At 60.5% G+C, this 16,582-nt stretch carries 19 protein-coding genes and 1 tRNA gene; 14 read left to right on the forward strand and 6 right to left on the reverse strand.

All coding sequences use genetic code 11. The features are described from left to right. Positions 1 to 83: 83 nt before the first annotated feature. The 12 genes from rplQ (at position 84) to DT23_RS08135 (ending at position 10,994) form a co-directional block, all read left to right on the forward strand. A complete protein-coding gene (gene rplQ, locus DT23_RS08080) occupies positions 84 to 503 on the forward strand; it encodes a 50S ribosomal protein L17 (RefSeq protein WP_038130303.1) in 420 nt (139 codons plus the stop codon). Between the two features lie 245 nt (positions 504 to 748). Then, on the forward strand, positions 749 to 1,360 hold the full coding sequence (locus tag DT23_RS08085; protein ID WP_038130304.1) for an autoinducer binding domain-containing protein: 612 nt from the start codon (positions 749 to 751) through the stop codon (positions 1,358 to 1,360). Positions 1,361 to 1,414: 54 nt separating this feature from the next. Next, the gene (locus tag DT23_RS08090) at positions 1,415 to 2,005 is read left to right on the forward strand and encodes an acyl-homoserine-lactone synthase (protein ID WP_038130306.1); all 591 of its coding nucleotides are present in this window, start codon (positions 1,415 to 1,417) and stop codon (positions 2,003 to 2,005) included. A gap of 78 nt (positions 2,006 to 2,083) precedes the next feature. Beyond that, positions 2,084 to 3,400: a replication-associated recombination protein A gene (locus DT23_RS08095; RefSeq protein WP_038130308.1), complete on the forward strand. Its 1,317-nt coding sequence runs from the start codon at positions 2,084 to 2,086 to the stop codon at positions 3,398 to 3,400. Between the two features lie 44 nt (positions 3,401 to 3,444). Next, positions 3,445 to 3,822 carry a fluoride efflux transporter CrcB gene (gene crcB, locus DT23_RS08100; RefSeq protein WP_038130309.1) on the forward strand — a complete coding sequence of 126 codons (378 nt, stop codon included), beginning with the start codon at positions 3,445 to 3,447 and terminating at the stop codon, positions 3,820 to 3,822. Further along, positions 3,819 to 4,859 (forward strand): RluA family pseudouridine synthase, encoded by a 1,041-nt coding sequence (locus DT23_RS08105; protein ID WP_038130311.1) that lies wholly within the window; start codon positions 3,819 to 3,821, stop codon positions 4,857 to 4,859. The genes crcB and DT23_RS08105 overlap by 4 nt, the downstream gene beginning before the upstream one ends. Beyond that, complete coding sequence (locus DT23_RS08110; protein WP_038130313.1) at positions 4,856 to 5,521, forward strand: HAD-IA family hydrolase; 666 nt, start codon at positions 4,856 to 4,858, stop codon at positions 5,519 to 5,521. The genes DT23_RS08105 and DT23_RS08110 overlap by 4 nt, the downstream gene beginning before the upstream one ends. Next, the gene (locus DT23_RS08115) at positions 5,518 to 6,228 is read left to right on the forward strand and encodes an ATP12 family chaperone protein (protein WP_038130316.1); all 711 of its coding nucleotides are present in this window, start codon (positions 5,518 to 5,520) and stop codon (positions 6,226 to 6,228) included. The genes DT23_RS08110 and DT23_RS08115 overlap by 4 nt, the downstream gene beginning before the upstream one ends. A 221-nt stretch (positions 6,229 to 6,449) precedes the next feature. Further along, positions 6,450 to 7,466, forward strand: a complete 1,017-nt coding sequence (locus DT23_RS08120) for an amino acid ABC transporter substrate-binding protein (RefSeq protein WP_038130317.1) — start codon at positions 6,450 to 6,452, stop codon at positions 7,464 to 7,466. A gap of 140 nt (positions 7,467 to 7,606) precedes the next feature. Further along, entirely contained in the window at positions 7,607 to 8,872 is a 1,266-nt protein-coding gene (locus DT23_RS08125) for an amino acid ABC transporter permease (protein ID WP_038130318.1), read from the forward strand. Position 8,873: 1 nt separating this feature from the next. Then, entirely contained in the window at positions 8,874 to 10,190 is a 1,317-nt protein-coding gene (locus tag DT23_RS08130; RefSeq protein WP_038130319.1) for an amino acid ABC transporter permease, read from the forward strand. Between the two features lie 12 nt (positions 10,191 to 10,202). Next, positions 10,203 to 10,994, forward strand: a complete 792-nt coding sequence (locus tag DT23_RS08135) for an amino acid ABC transporter ATP-binding protein (protein WP_038130321.1) — start codon at positions 10,203 to 10,205, stop codon at positions 10,992 to 10,994. An 89-nt stretch (positions 10,995 to 11,083) separates the two neighbouring features. On the opposite strand, the gene DT23_RS08140 is transcribed toward DT23_RS08135, so the two are convergent. The 3 genes from DT23_RS08140 to argB are packed head-to-tail and all read right to left on the reverse strand — an operon-like array spanning position 11,084 to position 13,096. Continuing rightward, complete coding sequence (locus DT23_RS08140) at positions 11,084 to 11,596, reverse strand: SixA phosphatase family protein (RefSeq protein WP_038130322.1); 513 nt, start codon at positions 11,594 to 11,596, stop codon at positions 11,084 to 11,086. Beyond that, the gene (locus DT23_RS08145) at positions 11,593 to 12,213 is read right to left on the reverse strand and encodes a hypothetical protein (RefSeq protein WP_038130324.1); all 621 of its coding nucleotides are present in this window, start codon (positions 12,211 to 12,213) and stop codon (positions 11,593 to 11,595) included. Before DT23_RS08145 ends, DT23_RS08140 begins: the two co-directional genes overlap by 4 nt. A gap of 4 nt (positions 12,214 to 12,217) precedes the next feature. Then, the gene (gene argB / locus DT23_RS08150; RefSeq protein WP_038130325.1) at positions 12,218 to 13,096 is read right to left on the reverse strand and encodes an acetylglutamate kinase; all 879 of its coding nucleotides are present in this window, start codon (positions 13,094 to 13,096) and stop codon (positions 12,218 to 12,220) included. A 144-nt stretch (positions 13,097 to 13,240) separates the two neighbouring features. Between argB and DT23_RS08155 the strand changes: the two genes are divergently transcribed. Then, positions 13,241 to 13,975 carry an SDR family NAD(P)-dependent oxidoreductase gene (locus DT23_RS08155; protein ID WP_038130326.1) on the forward strand — a complete coding sequence of 245 codons (735 nt, stop codon included), beginning with the start codon at positions 13,241 to 13,243 and terminating at the stop codon, positions 13,973 to 13,975. 17 nt (positions 13,976 to 13,992) lie between these two features. Here the strand turns inward: DT23_RS08155 and rsgA are convergent, their stop codons facing one another. The 3 genes from rsgA to DT23_RS08170 all read right to left on the reverse strand — a co-directional run bounded on the left by rsgA (position 13,993) and on the right by DT23_RS08170 (position 15,762). After that, positions 13,993 to 15,024 (reverse strand): ribosome small subunit-dependent GTPase A, encoded by a 1,032-nt coding sequence (gene rsgA / locus DT23_RS08160; RefSeq protein WP_038130355.1) that lies wholly within the window; start codon positions 15,022 to 15,024, stop codon positions 13,993 to 13,995. A 128-nt stretch (positions 15,025 to 15,152) separates the two neighbouring features. Next, positions 15,153 to 15,228, reverse strand: a tRNA-Ala gene (locus DT23_RS08165). A gap of 204 nt (positions 15,229 to 15,432) precedes the next feature. After that, the gene (locus DT23_RS08170) at positions 15,433 to 15,762 is read right to left on the reverse strand and encodes a TIGR02300 family protein (RefSeq protein WP_038130328.1); all 330 of its coding nucleotides are present in this window, start codon (positions 15,760 to 15,762) and stop codon (positions 15,433 to 15,435) included. 120 nt (positions 15,763 to 15,882) lie between these two features. Between DT23_RS08170 and DT23_RS08175 the strand changes: the two genes are divergently transcribed. After that, the gene (locus DT23_RS08175) at positions 15,883 to 16,578 is read left to right on the forward strand and encodes a M48 family metallopeptidase (RefSeq protein WP_038130330.1); all 696 of its coding nucleotides are present in this window, start codon (positions 15,883 to 15,885) and stop codon (positions 16,576 to 16,578) included. Positions 16,579 to 16,582: the final 4 nt, after the last annotated feature.

Below are 16,582 nucleotides of genomic sequence, written 5' to 3' on the forward strand. Positions count from 1 at the left end.
ATCTGGATCGAAAGATCCCAAGGTGAGTTGGTGACACGCATCGCCAGCCTGACAAAGTAAAACGCTAGATTTGGAGACTTCACATGCGTCACGCTCGCGGCTACCGCCGTCTAAACCGCACCCACGAACACCGCAAAGCGCTGTTTGCTAACATGGCTGGCTCGTTGATCGAGCACGAGCAGATCAAAACGACCCTGCCCAAAGCCAAAGAACTGCGCCCGGTCATCGAAAAGCTGATCACACTTGCCAAGCGCGGCGATCTGCACGCACGCCGTCAGGCTGCCAGCCAGCTCAAGCAAGATCAGTATGTTGCGAAACTGTTCGAAATCCTCGGCCCGCGCTACAAAGAGCGTCAGGGTGGCTATGTTCGCGTCCTCAAGGCGGGCTTCCGCTACGGCGACATGGCTCCGATGGCGATCATCGAATTTGTTGACCGTGATCCGGCTGCCAAAGGCAAAGCTGACAAAGCCCGCGTCGAAGCAGAAGAAGCCGCCGAGGATTGATCCTCGGGCATCCTGCTCACCGCTTAAAAAAGTGGCTAAGACGAAAACCCGCCCTCATCGGCGGGTTTTTTTATGCGCTTATGGCGATTTGCCCTAGAAATGGCCTAATCATTCTTGAAGAACTTTGACATCCTGCACTTTGCAAGCCGTGAAAAATTGCGTAGTCATCTAAAAAGAAACGAGAAAAGCCTCGGTATAATTCACTTTAAAGTTGACCGATTTTTCCCCAACCTGTCTAAAAAGATATGTCGATACAGAGCAGAATCGATCTGAAGTTAAAAGAGCTGGGCCGCAGGGCGCCGCTTGGGTATTTTGTTGGATTGCATATCCGCTTTACCGCCCCGCTAATGACCTACCAAACCTATAGTAAGGCTTGGTTGGATCATTACACGGAAAACGGGTTTGTGTTGCGCGATCCAATGACGGCCTGGGGGTTTTCTGTCAACGGTTCGATCCGATGGAGTGATCCGGGTCTGCCTGATCCGTTTCATCTTTTCGTCGAGGCGCGAAAATTCGGCCTCAAATTCGGGTGCACAATTTCCTGTGGCCCGATTAAATCCCGTACCATCGCAAGTTTCGCGCGCGACGACCGGGAATATAGTGACGAAGAGATCGCGGCGCTGGGCGGAATCGTGTCCGAATTACACGAGATGACCCAGCCTCCCGAGAGCCTGACGAAAGCCCAGATCGAGGCGCTGCGCTGTGTTGCTGGGGGCGATCGACATGCGGCAGCAGCCGCGAAACTGGGGATATCAGAAAGCGCCCTTAAGGCGCGGCTGAATTCTGCGCGAACGAGGTTGATGGCCAGAACAACGGCCGAAGCTATCCAACGCGCAAAGGACTATCGACTGCTTTAGTGTTTGTTGCCCTCCGCACGGCTGTTTGACCAACCAACCCTGCAGGAGGAAGACATGCAGACCACCACACTTTCATTCGATAATTTCCACAACCACGGCACGTTGTTCGCCAACATGCTTCGTGCGCGGCGCGAACTGTTCATCGTGCAAAACAAATGGGATCTGCCCGAGGCGATGGGCATGGAATACGACCAGTATGACACCCCCGCCAGCCGCTGGGTTGTCGTGCATGATGAGCTGGGCAAGGTGCTGGCAGGCAACCGTTTGACGCCCACCACCACTAAATGCGGCATCTATAGCTACATGATCCGCGATGCGCAGCGCGGGCTGTTGGCCACGATTCCCTCCAACCTGCTATATGATGAGGCACCGGTGTCTGAAACCGTCTGGGAAAGCTCGCGTCTGTTCGTGGCCCATGACGTGCCTGCCGGAATCCGGCGTCGCGTTCATGCCAAGCTGGTGATGGAGATCGGCAGTGCCGCACGGCGTCTTGGCGCGCGCTCGGCTCTGACTTTGCTCAACGCGAACTGGCCGCGTTGGGCGGGGCGTGTCGGGGTCGATATGACCGCGATGGGTCCGGTGATGGAAATCGACGGGATCAACAATCAGGTCGTGTCGATGGACTTCTCGCAAAACCTACACTGAACTTGCTTGCCATTCCCCCGCGCGGCTGCTCGCGCGGGGGCTTTCCTCGGATCGCGGCAAGCACTAGATTGCGCCCCTATGGCCGATCTGTTTGACACCCCCTCTGATCCCTCCACTGACGCGCCGCAGGCCCCGCGCCCGCTGGCCGACCGTATTCGTCCGCGCACCCTGTCCGAGGTGATCGGGCAAGAGCAAGTGCTTGGCCCCGATGCGCCGCTCGGCGCGATGTTGGCGGCGGGCTCGCTTGGGTCGCTGATCCTGTGGGGGCCGCCGGGTGTGGGCAAAACCACGATTGCACGGCTGTTGGCGGATGCATCTGATCGCGCCTTCGTGCAAATTTCCGCGATTTTTACCGGCGTGCCCGATCTGCGCAAAGTCTTTGAAGCCGCCAAGCTGCGCGCCACCCAAGGCCGTGGCACCTTGCTGTTTGTCGATGAGATCCATCGCTTCAACAAGGCGCAGCAGGATAGCTTCTTGCCGCATATGGAGGATGGTACGATCCTTCTCGTCGGGGCCACGACCGAAAACCCCAGCTTTGAGCTGAACGCCGCTGTGCTAAGCCGCGCGCAGGTGATGATCCTTGAGCGGCTTGATCTGGCCGATCTCGAACGCCTCGCGCAGCGCGCTGAACAGGCGTTGGATCGGGCCTTGCCGCTGACGGGGCCCGCGCGCGAGGCGCTGCTTGAGATGGCTGATGGCGATGGGCGCGCGCTGCTGAACCTGATTGAACAGGTGGCGGCGTGGAAATTGGACAAGCCGCTTGATGTCGACGCCCTTTCAACGCGGTTGATGAAACGCGCGGCGAAATACGACAAATCGGGCGATGAGCATTACAACCTGATCTCGGCTTTGCATAAATCGGTGCGCGGCAGCGACCCCGATGCCGCCGTTTACTGGTTCGCGCGGATGCTGGAGGGCGGCGAAGACCCGCGCTTTCTGGCGCGTCGACTGACGCGCATGGCGGTCGAGGATATTGGCTTGGCCGATCCGCAGGCGCAGACCCTGAGCATCGACGCGTGGAATACATACGAGCGCCTTGGCAGCCCCGAGGGCGAATTGGCACTGGCGCAACTGGTGCTCTATCTTGCGCTCGCGCCGAAATCGAACGCGGGCTATGTTGCCTATAAAGCGGCGCGCGCGGCGGCCAAGCAAACGGGGTCCGAACCGCCACCCAAGCATATCCTGAACGCGCCAACCAAGCTGATGTCAGAGCAGGGCTTTGGCGCGGGCTATCAATATGATCACGATTCCGAGGACGGCTTTTCAGGGCAGAACTTCTTTCCCGAGACGATGAAGCGTCCGGTTCTGTATCAACCCGTCGAGCGCGGCTTTGAACGTGAGCTGAAAAAGCGCCTCGACTGGTTCTCCAAACAGCGCACACGCCGCCAAACTTGACATTTGCCGCCCCCTTCGGTCCAAGGGCGACAAAGGAGACACCAATGCTGACAACGGTTTTGCAGGTCGCGCTTGGCGGCGCGATCGGCGCTTCGGGGCGCTATCTTTTGGGGGTGGGCGTGATGCGCACCTTTGGGCCGCAGCCGATGCCGCTGGGCGTGCTTACGGCCAACATCCTCGGGTCGTTTTTCATGGGGGCGCTGATCGTGTTTCTGGGCGACAGGCAGCTAACCCATTGGAACGCGTTTCTTGCGACCGGAATGTTGGGCGGCTTCACGACGTTTTCCTCATTCTCGCTGGAAGCCTACCGGCTGATCGAGCGCGGCCAGACCGGAATGGCGGTTGGCTATATCGCGTTATCGGTTCTTGTCGCGCTGGTCGGGTTGTTTGCGGGCGTGTCAATGATGAGGGCAGTATTATGAGCGGTGTGCAGCATGTTCAGGTCACCGAGGATGAGGGCGAGCAACGTCTTGATCGCTTTCTCAAGCGGCGATTCTCGCAGCTTTCCCAAGGCATGATCGAAAAGATGTGCCGCAAGGGCGATCTGCGTGTCGATGGCGGGCGGGTCAAGGCCAACACGCGGATCGCGCCGGGCCAGACCGTGCGCGTGCCGCCGATTCCCGATGCGCCACCGCCCAATGACGTTGCGGGAATCTCTGACGCTGATGCGCAGTTCATTCAGGGCTGCGTGTTGTGGAAGGATGAACATATCATCGCGCTCAACAAGCCCGCGGGGCTGCCCAGTCAGGGCGGCTCGGGGCAGGGCAATCGCCATGTTGACGGACTGTCCGAGGCGTTGACCTTTGGCTACAAGGACAAGCCCAAGCTGGTGCATCGTCTGGATAAGGACACGTCCGGCGTGCTGCTGCTGGCGCGCACGGATCGGGTCGCGCGCCGCCTGTCCGAGGCGTTTCGCTCCAAGACCACGCGCAAGATCTATTGGGCGGCGGTTGCCGGTGTGCCCAACCCGAAAATGGGCACGGTCCGTTTCGGTCTGGTGAAAGCGCCGGGGCACGGGCGCGGTGGCGAGGGCGAAAAGATGCATTGCATCCACCCCTCGAAAGTCGATCAGACCGAATATGCCAAGCGCGCTACAACCGATTACGCGGTGCTGGATGCGCTGGGGACGCGGGTGTCTTGGGTGGCGCTGGTGCCGATCACCGGACGCACCCATCAGCTACGCGCGCATATGGCCGAGATCGGCCACCCGATTGTGGGCGATGGCAAATATGGCGGCTCTGGGCAGGAAAATCTGGGCGATGGCTGGGGCGCGCAACTGGGCGGAGAGATCAGCCGCAAGCTGCACCTACACGCCCGCCAGATCAGTTTCGATCACCCCATCAGCGGCAAGCGGATCACTCTGGTCGCGCCGATGCCCGATCACATGAAGCGCACGTGGAACACACTGGGCTGGAACGAGCGCGATGTGCCCGCCGACCCGTTTGAGGATCTCGCATGAAGCTGGCGATCTTTGACGTCGATGGCACGATTTCGGACAGCCAGACCCATATCACCCACGCGATGGGGCTGGGGTTCGAGGCGGCGGGGCAGGCGGCCCCTGCAGCCTCGGCGGTGTTGCAGATCGTGGGGCTGTCGCTGCCCGTCGCGGTGGCGCGCCTTGCGCCGGATCTGGATGGCGACACGCAGGCGCGCATCGTCGAGGGCTATAAGCAAAGCTACATGAGCGCGCGCGCCGCCGATCCTGCGCCGCTTTATCCCGGTGCGGCGGAACTGCTGCATCGCCTGGCTAAGCGCGATGATCTGCTGCTGGCGGTGGCGACGGGTAAATCGCGCCGGGGCCTGCGCGCGCTGATCGAACATCACGGGCTTGAGGGGATTTTCGTCAGCCTGCAAACGGCCGATGATCACCCCTCCAAACCGCACCCGTCGATGATCGCCACCGCGCTGGCTGAGTCGGGCGTCGGGGCAGGGGATGCGGTGATGATTGGCGATACGAGCTATGATATCGAGATGGGCCGCGCCGCAGGGGTCAGCACCATCGGCGTGCGTTGGGGCTATCATCCCGCCGTCGAGCTGGAAGCTGCGGGTGCGCATCGCATGGTCGATGATTTCGGCGCGCTGGAAACGGCGCTGTTTGACGAGTGGGGGATGCGCGCATGAGCGAATGGGCCGCGAAGCGATTCTGGAAAGAGGCGAGCGTCGATGCCGGCGCGCAGGATTTCGGTATCCTGCTGGATGGTCGCCGGCTGCGCACACCCGCCAAGGCAGAACTGCGCGTGCCGACCCGCGCTATGGCGCAGGCGATTGTGGCGGAATGGGAGTCTCAGGACGGCGCGATCCGCCCTGAAACCATGCCCGTCACCCGCTCGGCCAATGCTGCGATAGACAAGGTCGCGGTGCAGTTTGACGAGGTGGTCGACATGCTGGCCGAATATGGCGGCACCGACTTGCTAAGCTATCGCGCCGATGGCCCCGAAGAGCTGGTGGCGCGTCAGGCGCAGGCTTGGGATGCGCTGCTGGATTGGGCGGACGACGAATTTAACGCGCGGCTTGCTGTCACATCCGGGGTGATTCCGGTCGATCAGGACGCGGCAGCAATGGCGCGTTTGCGTGCCGAATTGGCCGCGCTCAGCCCGTTTGCACTGGCAGCGATGCATGATCTGATTTCGCTCACCGGGTCGCTTGTTTTGGGGCTGGCCGTGGCGCGCGGGCGGTTGGATGCGCAGCAGGCGTGGGACTTGTCACGCATCGACGAAGACTGGCAGCGCGAGCAATGGGGCGCGGATGAAGACGCCGATGACCTCGCCTCTCTGAAAAATGAGGCGCTGTTACAAGCGGCGCGAATTTGGTCGCTCGCCCATTCGTGAGACTGCGCGATTTCATTTCCGACCAAGAATGCGCCTAATTCAACGGCTATTGCCGATCAATTGTGCAGATGGTCTCACGGAAAGCTGAAAGCAGCCTTGACCTTCTTTCCTGATCTGGACCACACTTTCGTTACGATGTGTCACTGGGCACTGTAATTTGGTCCATTGCGGGCCGTCCAAGAACCGTTCCCCACAGGACGGCGAAACAGGAAGAGGTAAAAATGAAGAAATCCGTGTTTATCGGCGCGCTGACTGCGGCCACCTTGGCTGCCGGTGTTGCTGGTGCAGCGACGCTTGACGACGTGAAAGCGCGCGGCGAGCTGATCTGTGGTGTCAACACCGGGCTTGTCGGCTTTGCCGCTCCCGATGCAAACGGCAACTGGTCGGGCTTTGATGTCGCGATCTGTCAGGCTGTCGCGGGTGCCGTGCTTGGCGATCCTTCGAAAGTGAAATACGTGCCGACCTCGGGTCAGACGCGTTTCACCGCACTGGGTTCGGGCGAAGTCGATCTGCTGGCGCGTAACACTACTTGGACGTTCTCGCGCGACACCGACCTGAAGCTGCAATTCACCGCGACCAACTACTACGATGGTCAGGGCTTCATGGTGCGCAAAGATTCCGGCGTGACTTCGGCCAAGGAACTCGACGGCGCGTCCATCTGTATCCAGACCGGCACCACGACCGAGCTGAACCTGGCGGACTACTTCAAAGCCAACAACATGAGCTATCAGCCGATCACCGTCGATTCGAATGCTGAAGGCGAGCAGCAGTTCCTTGCTGGCGCTTGTGATGCGTACACCACCGACGCATCGGGGCTGGCTGCCACGCGCGCAGCCTTCGCAAACCCGAGCGATTACGTTATTCTGCCGGAAATCATCTCGAAAGAGCCGCTCGCTCCGGCCGTTCGTCAGGGTGACGACCAGTGGACCGATATCGTTCGCTGGACGGTTTATGCGCTGATCGCAGCCGAAGAATACGGCGTGACCTCGGCCAATATCGACGAGCTGGCAAAAAGCACCGACAACCCGGAAATCAAGCGTTTGCTTGGTGTCGAGGGTGATCTTGGCGCAATGGTCGGTCTGGACAAAGACTGGGCTGTGAACGCGATCAAAGCCAACGGTAACTACGGCGAGATCTTTGCGGCAACCATCGGCGAGCAGACCCCGATCGGATTGGCCCGCGGGCTGAACGCCCAGTGGACGCAGGGCGGCCTGATGTACGCTCCTCCCTTCCGCTAAGATAACATTGTCAGGGGCGCGGTTCATTCCGCGCCCCTGACCTTTTATCAAAAGACCGTGCGCGGGGAAGACAGCATCCCCAAGGCCCGACATAGAATGGCCACATAAAAACAAGCGCTACGGCAACAGGGGAAATACAGATGACGACTGCGCCAGACGCGCCGGAGCACCAAGGCTTCCGGCTCAGCCAACTTATATATGATACGCGTTATCGCTCGATGACGATCCAGATTGTGGTGCTGTTTCTGGTGATGGGGTTTGTCGGCTGGCTGGTCGATAACACGATCCAGAACCTCAACGCGCTGGGTAAGGATTTCAACTACAGTTTCCTCGGACAACGCGCCGGCTATGATATCGGCAACGCCCTGATCCCGTATAACAACGACATGACCCATGGCCGCGCGCTATTGGTCGGGTTGCTCAATACGCTGTGGGTGTCATTCTTGGGCTGTATCGCGGCAACCGTTCTTGGGGTTATCATCGGGGTGCTGCGCCTGTCGAAAAACTGGCTCGTTGCGCGCATGATGACGATCTATGTTGAAGTGTTTCGCAACATTCCCGTGCTGCTCTGGATCTTGGTTGCGCTCGCGCTGCTGACGGAAGTCGCGCCGTCCCCCAACCAATATAAGGTGAACGCGGCGACCGGTGAGGCGAAAACCTCGATGCTGTTCGAATCGGTTGCCTTTACCAACCGGTATACTGCGATCCCCTCAATCCATTTCGATCGCAGCCTCGGCTCTCTTGATACCGCGCTGGCCCCGATTTCGCTGAATTTCCTCGCGATTGTGCTGGTGCTGCTGGCGAGTTGGTTTGTCACCAAAGCGGTTAACAAGAACGCGACGAAGGTGCAGGCGGCCACGGGTGTCCGTCCCACGACATGGTGGCAAAATGCGCTGATCTGGCTGCTTCCGGTCGCAATCGTTGTCACTGTCCTGGGCATTAACCCCGAGGAGCCGGTGCTCAAGGGCTTTAACTTTACCAAGGGTACGAACGTCTCGAACGCCTTTGTGGCGCTTTGGGCGGGGTTAAGCCTGTACACCGCCGCTTTCATCGCCGAGATCGTGCGCGCCGGTATTATGGCTGTGTCAAAGGGACAGTCCGAAGCCGCCTTCGCGCTTGGGCTACGGCCCAGTCGCACGATGCGTCTGGTGATTTTGCCCCAAGCGCTGCGGGTGATTATCCCGCCGTTGATCTCGCAGTTTTTGAACCTGACGAAGAACTCCTCGCTGGCCATCGCGGTCGGCTATCTTGATCTGCGCGGCACGCTTGGGGGCATCACGCTGAACCAAACGGGGCGCGAGCTAGAAGCGATCACGCTGATGATGCTGATCTATCTGGTGATCTCGCTGCTGATTTCGGGCGGGATGAATATTTTCAACAATCGCGTCAAGCTGAAGGAGCGGTGATATGAGCGACACGCACGCCCAAACCGTCGCCTATGTGCGCGAGACAATGCTTCCCCAACAGGCCGCGCCAACTGGTCAGTCGGGGGTCATCAAATGGCTGCGCGAGAACCTGTTCTCGGGCTGGGTCAACACGCTTCTCACGCTCGCGGGTCTCTATGTCGCCTATAGCTTCGTGATGCATTTCTACCCGTGGTTCGCCCATGGGGTTTGGGATGCGAACTCGCTTAAAGAGTGTCGCGCTATCATCACCGACCGCTACGGCGCGGGGGCTACCGGCGCGTGTTGGGCCATGATCCACGAGCGCTGGCACCAGTTCCTCTTTGGATTTTACCCGTCCGAACTGTATTGGCGCCCGGTTCTGACCTTTGCGCTGCTGTTCGTGGCCGTCGGCCCGTTGATGTTTCAGTGGGTGCCCAAAAAGGTCGTCTGGTTCACGCTGGTCTTTCCGTTCCTCGCCGTCTGGCTGCTTTGGGGCGGCTCGGTCTGGGCTCCGCTGTTGGTTCTAGCCGGGTTCGTCCTGGGCTGGATCGTGTTCAGCTTTGTGGGCAAGTTCGGCCCTATCGCGGGCTTCTCGGCCGGCGCGATCGTGACAATCTTGTATTTCCTTCTCGCCGTCGGGCCGCTGATTGATCTGTTTCATTCAATCATCCCGCTGGGGATCGAGCATGTCGACTCGGCCAAGTTCGGGGGCTTCTTGCTGGCGATCACGCTGGGCGTCGGGGGCATTGCGATGTCGTTGCCTGCGGGAATTATCCTCGCGCTGGGGCGGCAATCGGATATGCCGCTGGTCAAGGGTTTGTCGATCATCTTCATCGAGTTCATCCGCGGCGTGCCGCTGATCACGCTGCTGTTCGTCGCCTCTTTGTTGCTGAACTACTTCCTGCCGCCGGGCACGAATTTTGACATCATTCTGCGGGTGATGATCCTCGTGACGATGTTTGCCGCTGCCTATATCGCCGAGGTGATACGGGGCGGGCTGGCCGCCCTGCCACGCGGTCAGTACGAGGCAGCGGATGCGCTGGGTCTGGATTACTGGAAGGCGCAACGGCTGGTCATTCTGCCGCAAGCGCTGAAAATCTCGATTCCGGGCATCGTGTCCACCTTTATCGGGATGTTCAAAGACACCACGCTGGTCGTCTTTGTGGGCCTGTTTGACCCGCTCAAGGGCATTCCCGACTTCATCCGCGCCGACTTCAACTGGAAAGGGATTTACTGGGAACCCTTCGTCTTTGTCGGTGCCATCTTCTTCATCCTGAACTTCGCAATGTCGCGCTACTCGATGCATCTCGAGAACCGGCTGCAACGTGACAATCACTAAGGGCGAACGCACATGACCGAACCACATTTTGAACGCGAAGTTGACCGTAGCCACATGCAGGTCAGCGATGAGGTCGCGATCCAAATCGAGAATATGAACAAATGGTATGGCCAGTTTCATGTTCTGCGCGATATCGACCTGACCGTGCAGCGCGGCGAGCGTATTGTTATCGCGGGGCCGTCCGGCTCGGGGAAATCAACGCTGATCCGCTGCATCAACCGGCTTGAGGAGCATCAGCAGGGCAAGATTATTGTCGATGGGATTGAGCTGACCAATGACCTCAAGAATATCGATAAGATCCGGCGCGAAGTGGGGATGGTGTTCCAGCACTTCAACCTGTTCCCGCATCTTACGATCCTTGAGAACCTGACGCTGGCCCCGATCTGGGTGCGTAAAACGCCCAAGAAGGAAGCCATCGAAACGGCGATGCATTTCCTTGAAAAGGTGAAAATCCCCGAGCAGGCGGATAAATATCCCGGCCAGCTTTCGGGCGGTCAGCAGCAGCGCGTGGCGATTGCGCGCTCGCTCTGCATGATGCCCCGCATCATGCTGTTTGACGAGCCGACCTCGGCGCTGGATCCCGAGATGATCAAAGAGGTGCTTGATACGATGATCGAGCTGGCCGAAGAGGGCATGACCATGCTGTGTGTGACCCACGAGATGGGCTTTGCGCAGGCCGTGGCGAACCGGGTGATCTTTATGGCCGACGGTCAGATCGTTGAGCAAAACAACCCGCATGATTTCTTCAACAACCCGCAATCGGATCGCACCAAGCAGTTCCTAAGCCAGATTCTGGGGCACTAAGCGGACAGGCTGGGGGTTTCACACCCCCAGACCCCCGTGGGATATTTCTCAAGAGCGAAGAAGGGTCGGGGTTTCCCGGCCCTTTTTTATCACCGCGTGGGCGTGAAGAAATCGAGCATCGCGCCCTGGCCCAATTCCAGATCGCCCCAACTTTCGATTTGGAAATCGACGATCAGCGTGGCGCAGGTCGGGAAGCGGCGGAAATCCGGGTCAAGAACCTCGCGCGCAAGCAATGTGCGGGCAAATTCCGCAATGCCGGGATTGTGGCCCAGCATCATCACCGTGGGCGCATGGGCCGTTTTGAGCACCTCAAGCAGGGTCTCGGGGCCTGCGTGATAGAGACGCTCGCTAAAATGCAGTTCGGGGCGTGTCTCGATCACGGCACCGGCCACGCGCTCCCATGTTTCGCGGGTGCGTAGCGCGGTTGAGCAAATGACCTCTTCGGGTTCCAGCCCGCGCGAGGCGAGAAAATCGCCCAACTCGGTGGCGGCGAGGCGGCCGCGCGCATTGAGCGGGCGGTCTTGGTCTTCGATGCGCGGATCATCCCAGCTCGATTTTGCGTGGCGGGTGAGGATCAGGCGGCGGTAGCCGATTGGGGTCATGGGTGAAATTGCCTCATATGCCATGCGGATTGTTTTTCCAGCCTGCCATAGCTTTGACCGGCGGGGCAAGCGCGCCGTGCAAGACAGCCCGAATTTCGACAGGCTTCCCCGTCGGGCGCGTCGAGATGGGCGTGACAGGCGGGCACGTCATAGCCCTGCGGACCAAGGGCTGCGACGGGGCAGGCGGTGGTGCAGGGCGCGGTGCAGCGGATGCAGGGATTGGCGGCGGAGGTGGGCAGGGGCAGATGGTATGGCACTACCAGCGCGCCGCGCACACTTGCCCAAAGCCCCATGCGCGCATGCACCATCAAGTGAATGGGCGAGTCGAAACTTTGCCCCGAGGCGATGGCCCAAGCCACGAACGGGTGCCATGGCGGGCCGGTAAAGGGAAAGCGTGCCTGTGCGTCGAACTGTGTCGCAAGCGTCGTGATCACGCGGCTTGACCAGCGATCCAGCGGATCTGGGGCGCTGTCGTGAAATTCGGGTTGGGCGGTGACATGCGCCCAAAAGCCCGGCTCGTCAGGTGAGATCAGCAGAATCGTCTGCGCCCCCTCATGCAGCGCGCCCGAGACGAAAAGGTGGTGGCTGGCCAGGGCCTCGGGCAAGCCGGGGAGCATGCCCTCAGCGCCTGCGCGGGGTCACGCGCGGCGTGGTTGAGCGGATCAGCGAGCCTGCGCCATGTTCGGTGAACAGTTCCAGCAGACAGGCATTTTGCACCCGCCCGTCCACGATCACCACCGCGCGCACGCCCTCGCTCAGCGCCTTGAGCGCGGTTTCGGTTTTCGGAATCATCCCGCCCGCAATCGTGCCATCGCCGATCAGCGCCTCGATGTCGTCGGGCGTCATTTCGGTGATCACTTCGCCATCCTTGTTCTTCACGCCTGCCACATCGGTCAGCAGCAACAGACGATCCGCCTGCAGCGCGCCCGCGATGGCCCCCGCAGCCGTGTCGCCATTGACGTTGAAGGTCTCGTTATCGGCCATGCCTGTGGCAACCGGCGCAATCACCGGAATGATGCCGGCGTTGTAAAGATCGCGGATCACCTGCACGTTCATCTCGACCGGACGCCCGACAAAGCCCAGTTCGGGGTCGTCGGCCTCACATACCATCAGGTCGTCATCCTTGCCCGAGATGCCCACGGCGCGCCCGCCCTGATCGTTGATCGCTTGCACGATGCGCTTGTTGACCAGTCCCGAGAGGATCATCTCGACCACCTCGACCGTGGCTTTGTCAGTCACCCGTTTGCCGCGCACGAATTTGCTTTCGATCCCCAGCTTGCCCAGCATCTCGTTGATCATCGGGCCGCCACCATGCACCACGACCGGGTTCATGCCGACCTGACGCATCAGCACGATATCGCGGGCAAATTCCGCCATCGCATCCTCATCGCCCATCGCGTTGCCGCCAAATTTCACCACCACCACCGCGCCGGAATAGCGTTGCAGATAGGGTAGCGCCTCAGACAAGGTGCGGGCGGTGGCGATCCAGTCTTGGTTCATCGTCTGTTTTCTCATCTGCTGGTTCCTGAGGAGGGGCGCGGACCTCCACTTGCTAGCCCTTAAATTTCACCTTGAAAAGAGCGAGGGCGTTGCGCATGTGCCAAAACACAATAGGGTCGCCCCAGCGCAAGGAGAAACGAACATATGGATGACCGCAAGGTGATGTTGCTGACGGGGGCGAGCCGGGGCATCGGACATGCCACGGTGAAACGCTTTGCCGCCGAGGGCTGGCGGGTGATTACCTGTTCACGCCAACCCTTCCCCGAGCAATGCCCGTGGGGCGGTGGGCGTGAGGATCACATTCAGATTGATCTCTCTGATCCCGCCGACACGATCAACGCGGTAGAGGTGATCCGTGAGCGTCTTGATGGCGGCAAGCTACATGCGCTGGTGAACAATGCGGGCATTTCACCAAAGGCAGACGATGGCGGGCGGCTGAATACGCTCGATACCGATCTGATGACTTGGGGCCATGTGTTTCACGTCAATTTCTTCTCCTCCATCGTGCTCGCGCGTGGGCTGGTTGAGGAGTTGTCCGCCGCAGGCGGCGCGGTGGTCAATGTGACCTCGATCGCGGGTTCGCGGGTGCATCCGTTCGCGGGGGCGGCCTATTCAACGTCAAAAGCCGCGCTGAAAGCGCTGACGCGCGAGATGGCGCATGATTTTGGCCCGCTTGGTGTGCGGGTGAACGCGATTGCGCCGGGAGAGATTGAGACCTCGATCCTGTCGCCGGGGACGCAAAAGATCGTCGATACGCTGCCGCTGCGCCGTCTTGGGCAGCCCTCGGAAGTGGCCGATGTAATCTGGTTCCTGTGCTCGGATGCCTCAAGCTATGTCACGGGCACCGAGATTGAGGTCAACGCAGGTCAGCACGTCTAGGCGCTGATCTGGGGGCCTCAGCGGCGTTTGCGTGGCACCGTGGTCCGGTTGCCACGCGGCCCCGTTAGCACGGGCGTATTCAGGCGGTTCTCATCTTGCAGCTTGCGCCACCGCTCTAGCCGCGCGGGGTCAAGCGTGCCTGCGTCCACCGCCGCGCGCACCGCACAACCCGGCTCATGCGCATGGGTGCAATCGCGAAAGCGGCAGTTGGGGGCCAGCTCGGTAATCTCGGCGAACAGCATATCCAGCCCCGCCGCCGAGTCGCTGACATGCAGCGAGCGCATCCCAGGCGTGTCGATCACCCAACCGCCCCCCGCAATTGCATGGAGCGAGCGCGAGGTGGTCGTGTGACGCCCCTTCGCATCATCTTCGCGAATAGCGCCGGTGGGCTGGGCCGCGTCCCCTGATTTGCCCGATAGCGTATTGAGCAAGGTCGATTTTCCGACGCCGGATGAGCCCACCAAGGCCACCGTCTGCCCCGCCCCGCACCACGGCGCCAAGGTGTCAATCGCATCTGCGGCCTTGGCATTCAGCGTCACCGCAACAAGATCGCGTTGTAGCGCCTCGGCCTGTTTCTGATACTGCGCTGGATCCTCGGCCTGATCGCTTTTCGTTAGTACGATCACCGGGGTCGTGCCCGCCTCATTGGCCAGCGCGAGATAGCGCTCCAGCCGGGCGGGATTGAAATCCTCGTTGCAGGACGTGACGATGAACAGCGTGTCCACATTGGCCGCGATCAGTTGCGGCACGCGCGCCCCTTCAGTGTGGCGTTCGAGCAAGGATTTGCGGCTCAGGCGGCGTTGCACCGTCAGGGTTTCCGGATCGACCAAGACCCAATCGCCAACCGCAAAATCCGTCGTTTTGACCTGATGCCCAAGGGCCAGCCGCACCGCGCCCGTTTGCGATTGCGCCGTCAGCCGCGAGCGATGAACGCTTGCGATGCGCATGCAGGTCAGCGCGGTTTCCTCAGGCGTGAGTTGATCAGCAAAAAACGCCGACCAGCCAAGGTCAGCCAAAGAAAGCGCGGGTTGATCATTAAAATGGGTCACGCCGACCTGCATGGCCGCGCCGCCGCGATGATGCAAGCATTTCCGCGCTATCACAGGGTTTTCGTGCGGATCAGATGGCAAAAAAGCGGGCCGGCCGTGATGTATCACTATTCATTTATGGGAATATTTGGTGGAGCCTAGGGGGATCGAACCCCTGACCTCCTGCATGCCATGCAGGCGCTCTCCCAGCTGAGCTAAGGCCCCATCGTAGTGCTGCATCGGCCAAGGCCGCGCTGCGTGGGAGGCGTATAGGCAAAGCGCCACGCGGGTGCAAGAGGGTTTTTCTGCGCGACGGGGAAAATTGGCATGCACCCAATGCGCGCTGTGGGGGCATCCTGCGGCATACAGACTGAAGGCGCGGAAGGTCTCCCTGCCGCGCCTATCAATGCCATCCAAAGTCAACCGTGATCAGTTGTCTTCTTTGTCTTCCGTGCTCACATCGGCGATCTCGTCGAGTGAGACGTTATCGTCGTCGTCGTCATCTTCCAGAAGATCATCGTCGAGTTCGACATCATTGGTATCGGTGTCGAGGTCTTCTTCTTCCTCGATAACCGGTTCATCAGCCTTGGCAGGGCTTGCCTTGCTTGACACAAGCGTGCGGCCGCGTGCCGAGGTCAGGCTTTCCAGCGTAAAGCTGTTGGCGCAGACCGGGCAGGTCATCGGGTCTTTGTTCAGGTCGTAAAAGCGGTTCGCGCAATGCGGACACAGACGCTTGACGCCCCATTCCTCTTTAGGCATGGAAATCTCCTGCGCTGGTAATATCAGAGTCGCAGCCAACTGCCACACCTCCCGCTGGGTGTCAAAGCCTTTCGTGCGGTTATCTGCGATCTGCGTCCCAACTGCCTAAGGAGAGCCCGCGTGCCCAGCCCGCCCCATATTCCCGAACTGCCCGAGCTGGAGCTGGTCTTGCGCCGCTCGGCGCGGGCGCGGCGGTTCTCGTTGCGGGTGTCGCGGGCGGATGGGCGCGTGGCGCTGACGATCCCGAAAGGGGCATCGGAGCGCGAGGCGCTGGCCTTTGCACGCAGTCAGGCCGAGTGGCTGCGCCGCACGCTTGGGGGGATCGCGCCCGCGCGTGTGCTGCGATTCGGCGAGACTGTGCCGTTTGAGGGGCGCGAGTTGCTGTTGGAGCCCGCCACCTTGCGCGCGCCGCGCCTTGAAGGGGACCGGCTGTTGGCCCCGAATGATCCCGAAAAGCTGGGTTTGCGCATCGAGACATTTTTCAAACATGCCGCGCGTTTGCGCCTGCATCAGGCGAGCGCGGATTACGCAGCCATGCTTGATCGCCCGATTGCGCGAATCACGCTGCGCGATACCCGCTCGCGCTGGGGATCTTGCAGCCACACCGGGGCGCTGTCTTATAGCTGGCGGCTGATCATGGCACCGCCTGACGTGCTGGATTACGTCGCCGCGCATGAGGTCGCCCATCTGGTCGAGATGAACCATTCCAGCGCGTTTTGGGCGCAGGTGGCGCGTCTGCGACCCAGCTTCAAGGCGGAACGTGCTTGGCTGAAACGCGAGGGCTCGCGCCTGCATGCGATCCGGTTTCGCGACTGATCTT

It is taken from the genome of Thioclava indica (assembly GCF_000714545.1).
Classification (GTDB): Bacteria; Pseudomonadota; Alphaproteobacteria; order Rhodobacterales; family Rhodobacteraceae; genus Thioclava; species Thioclava indica.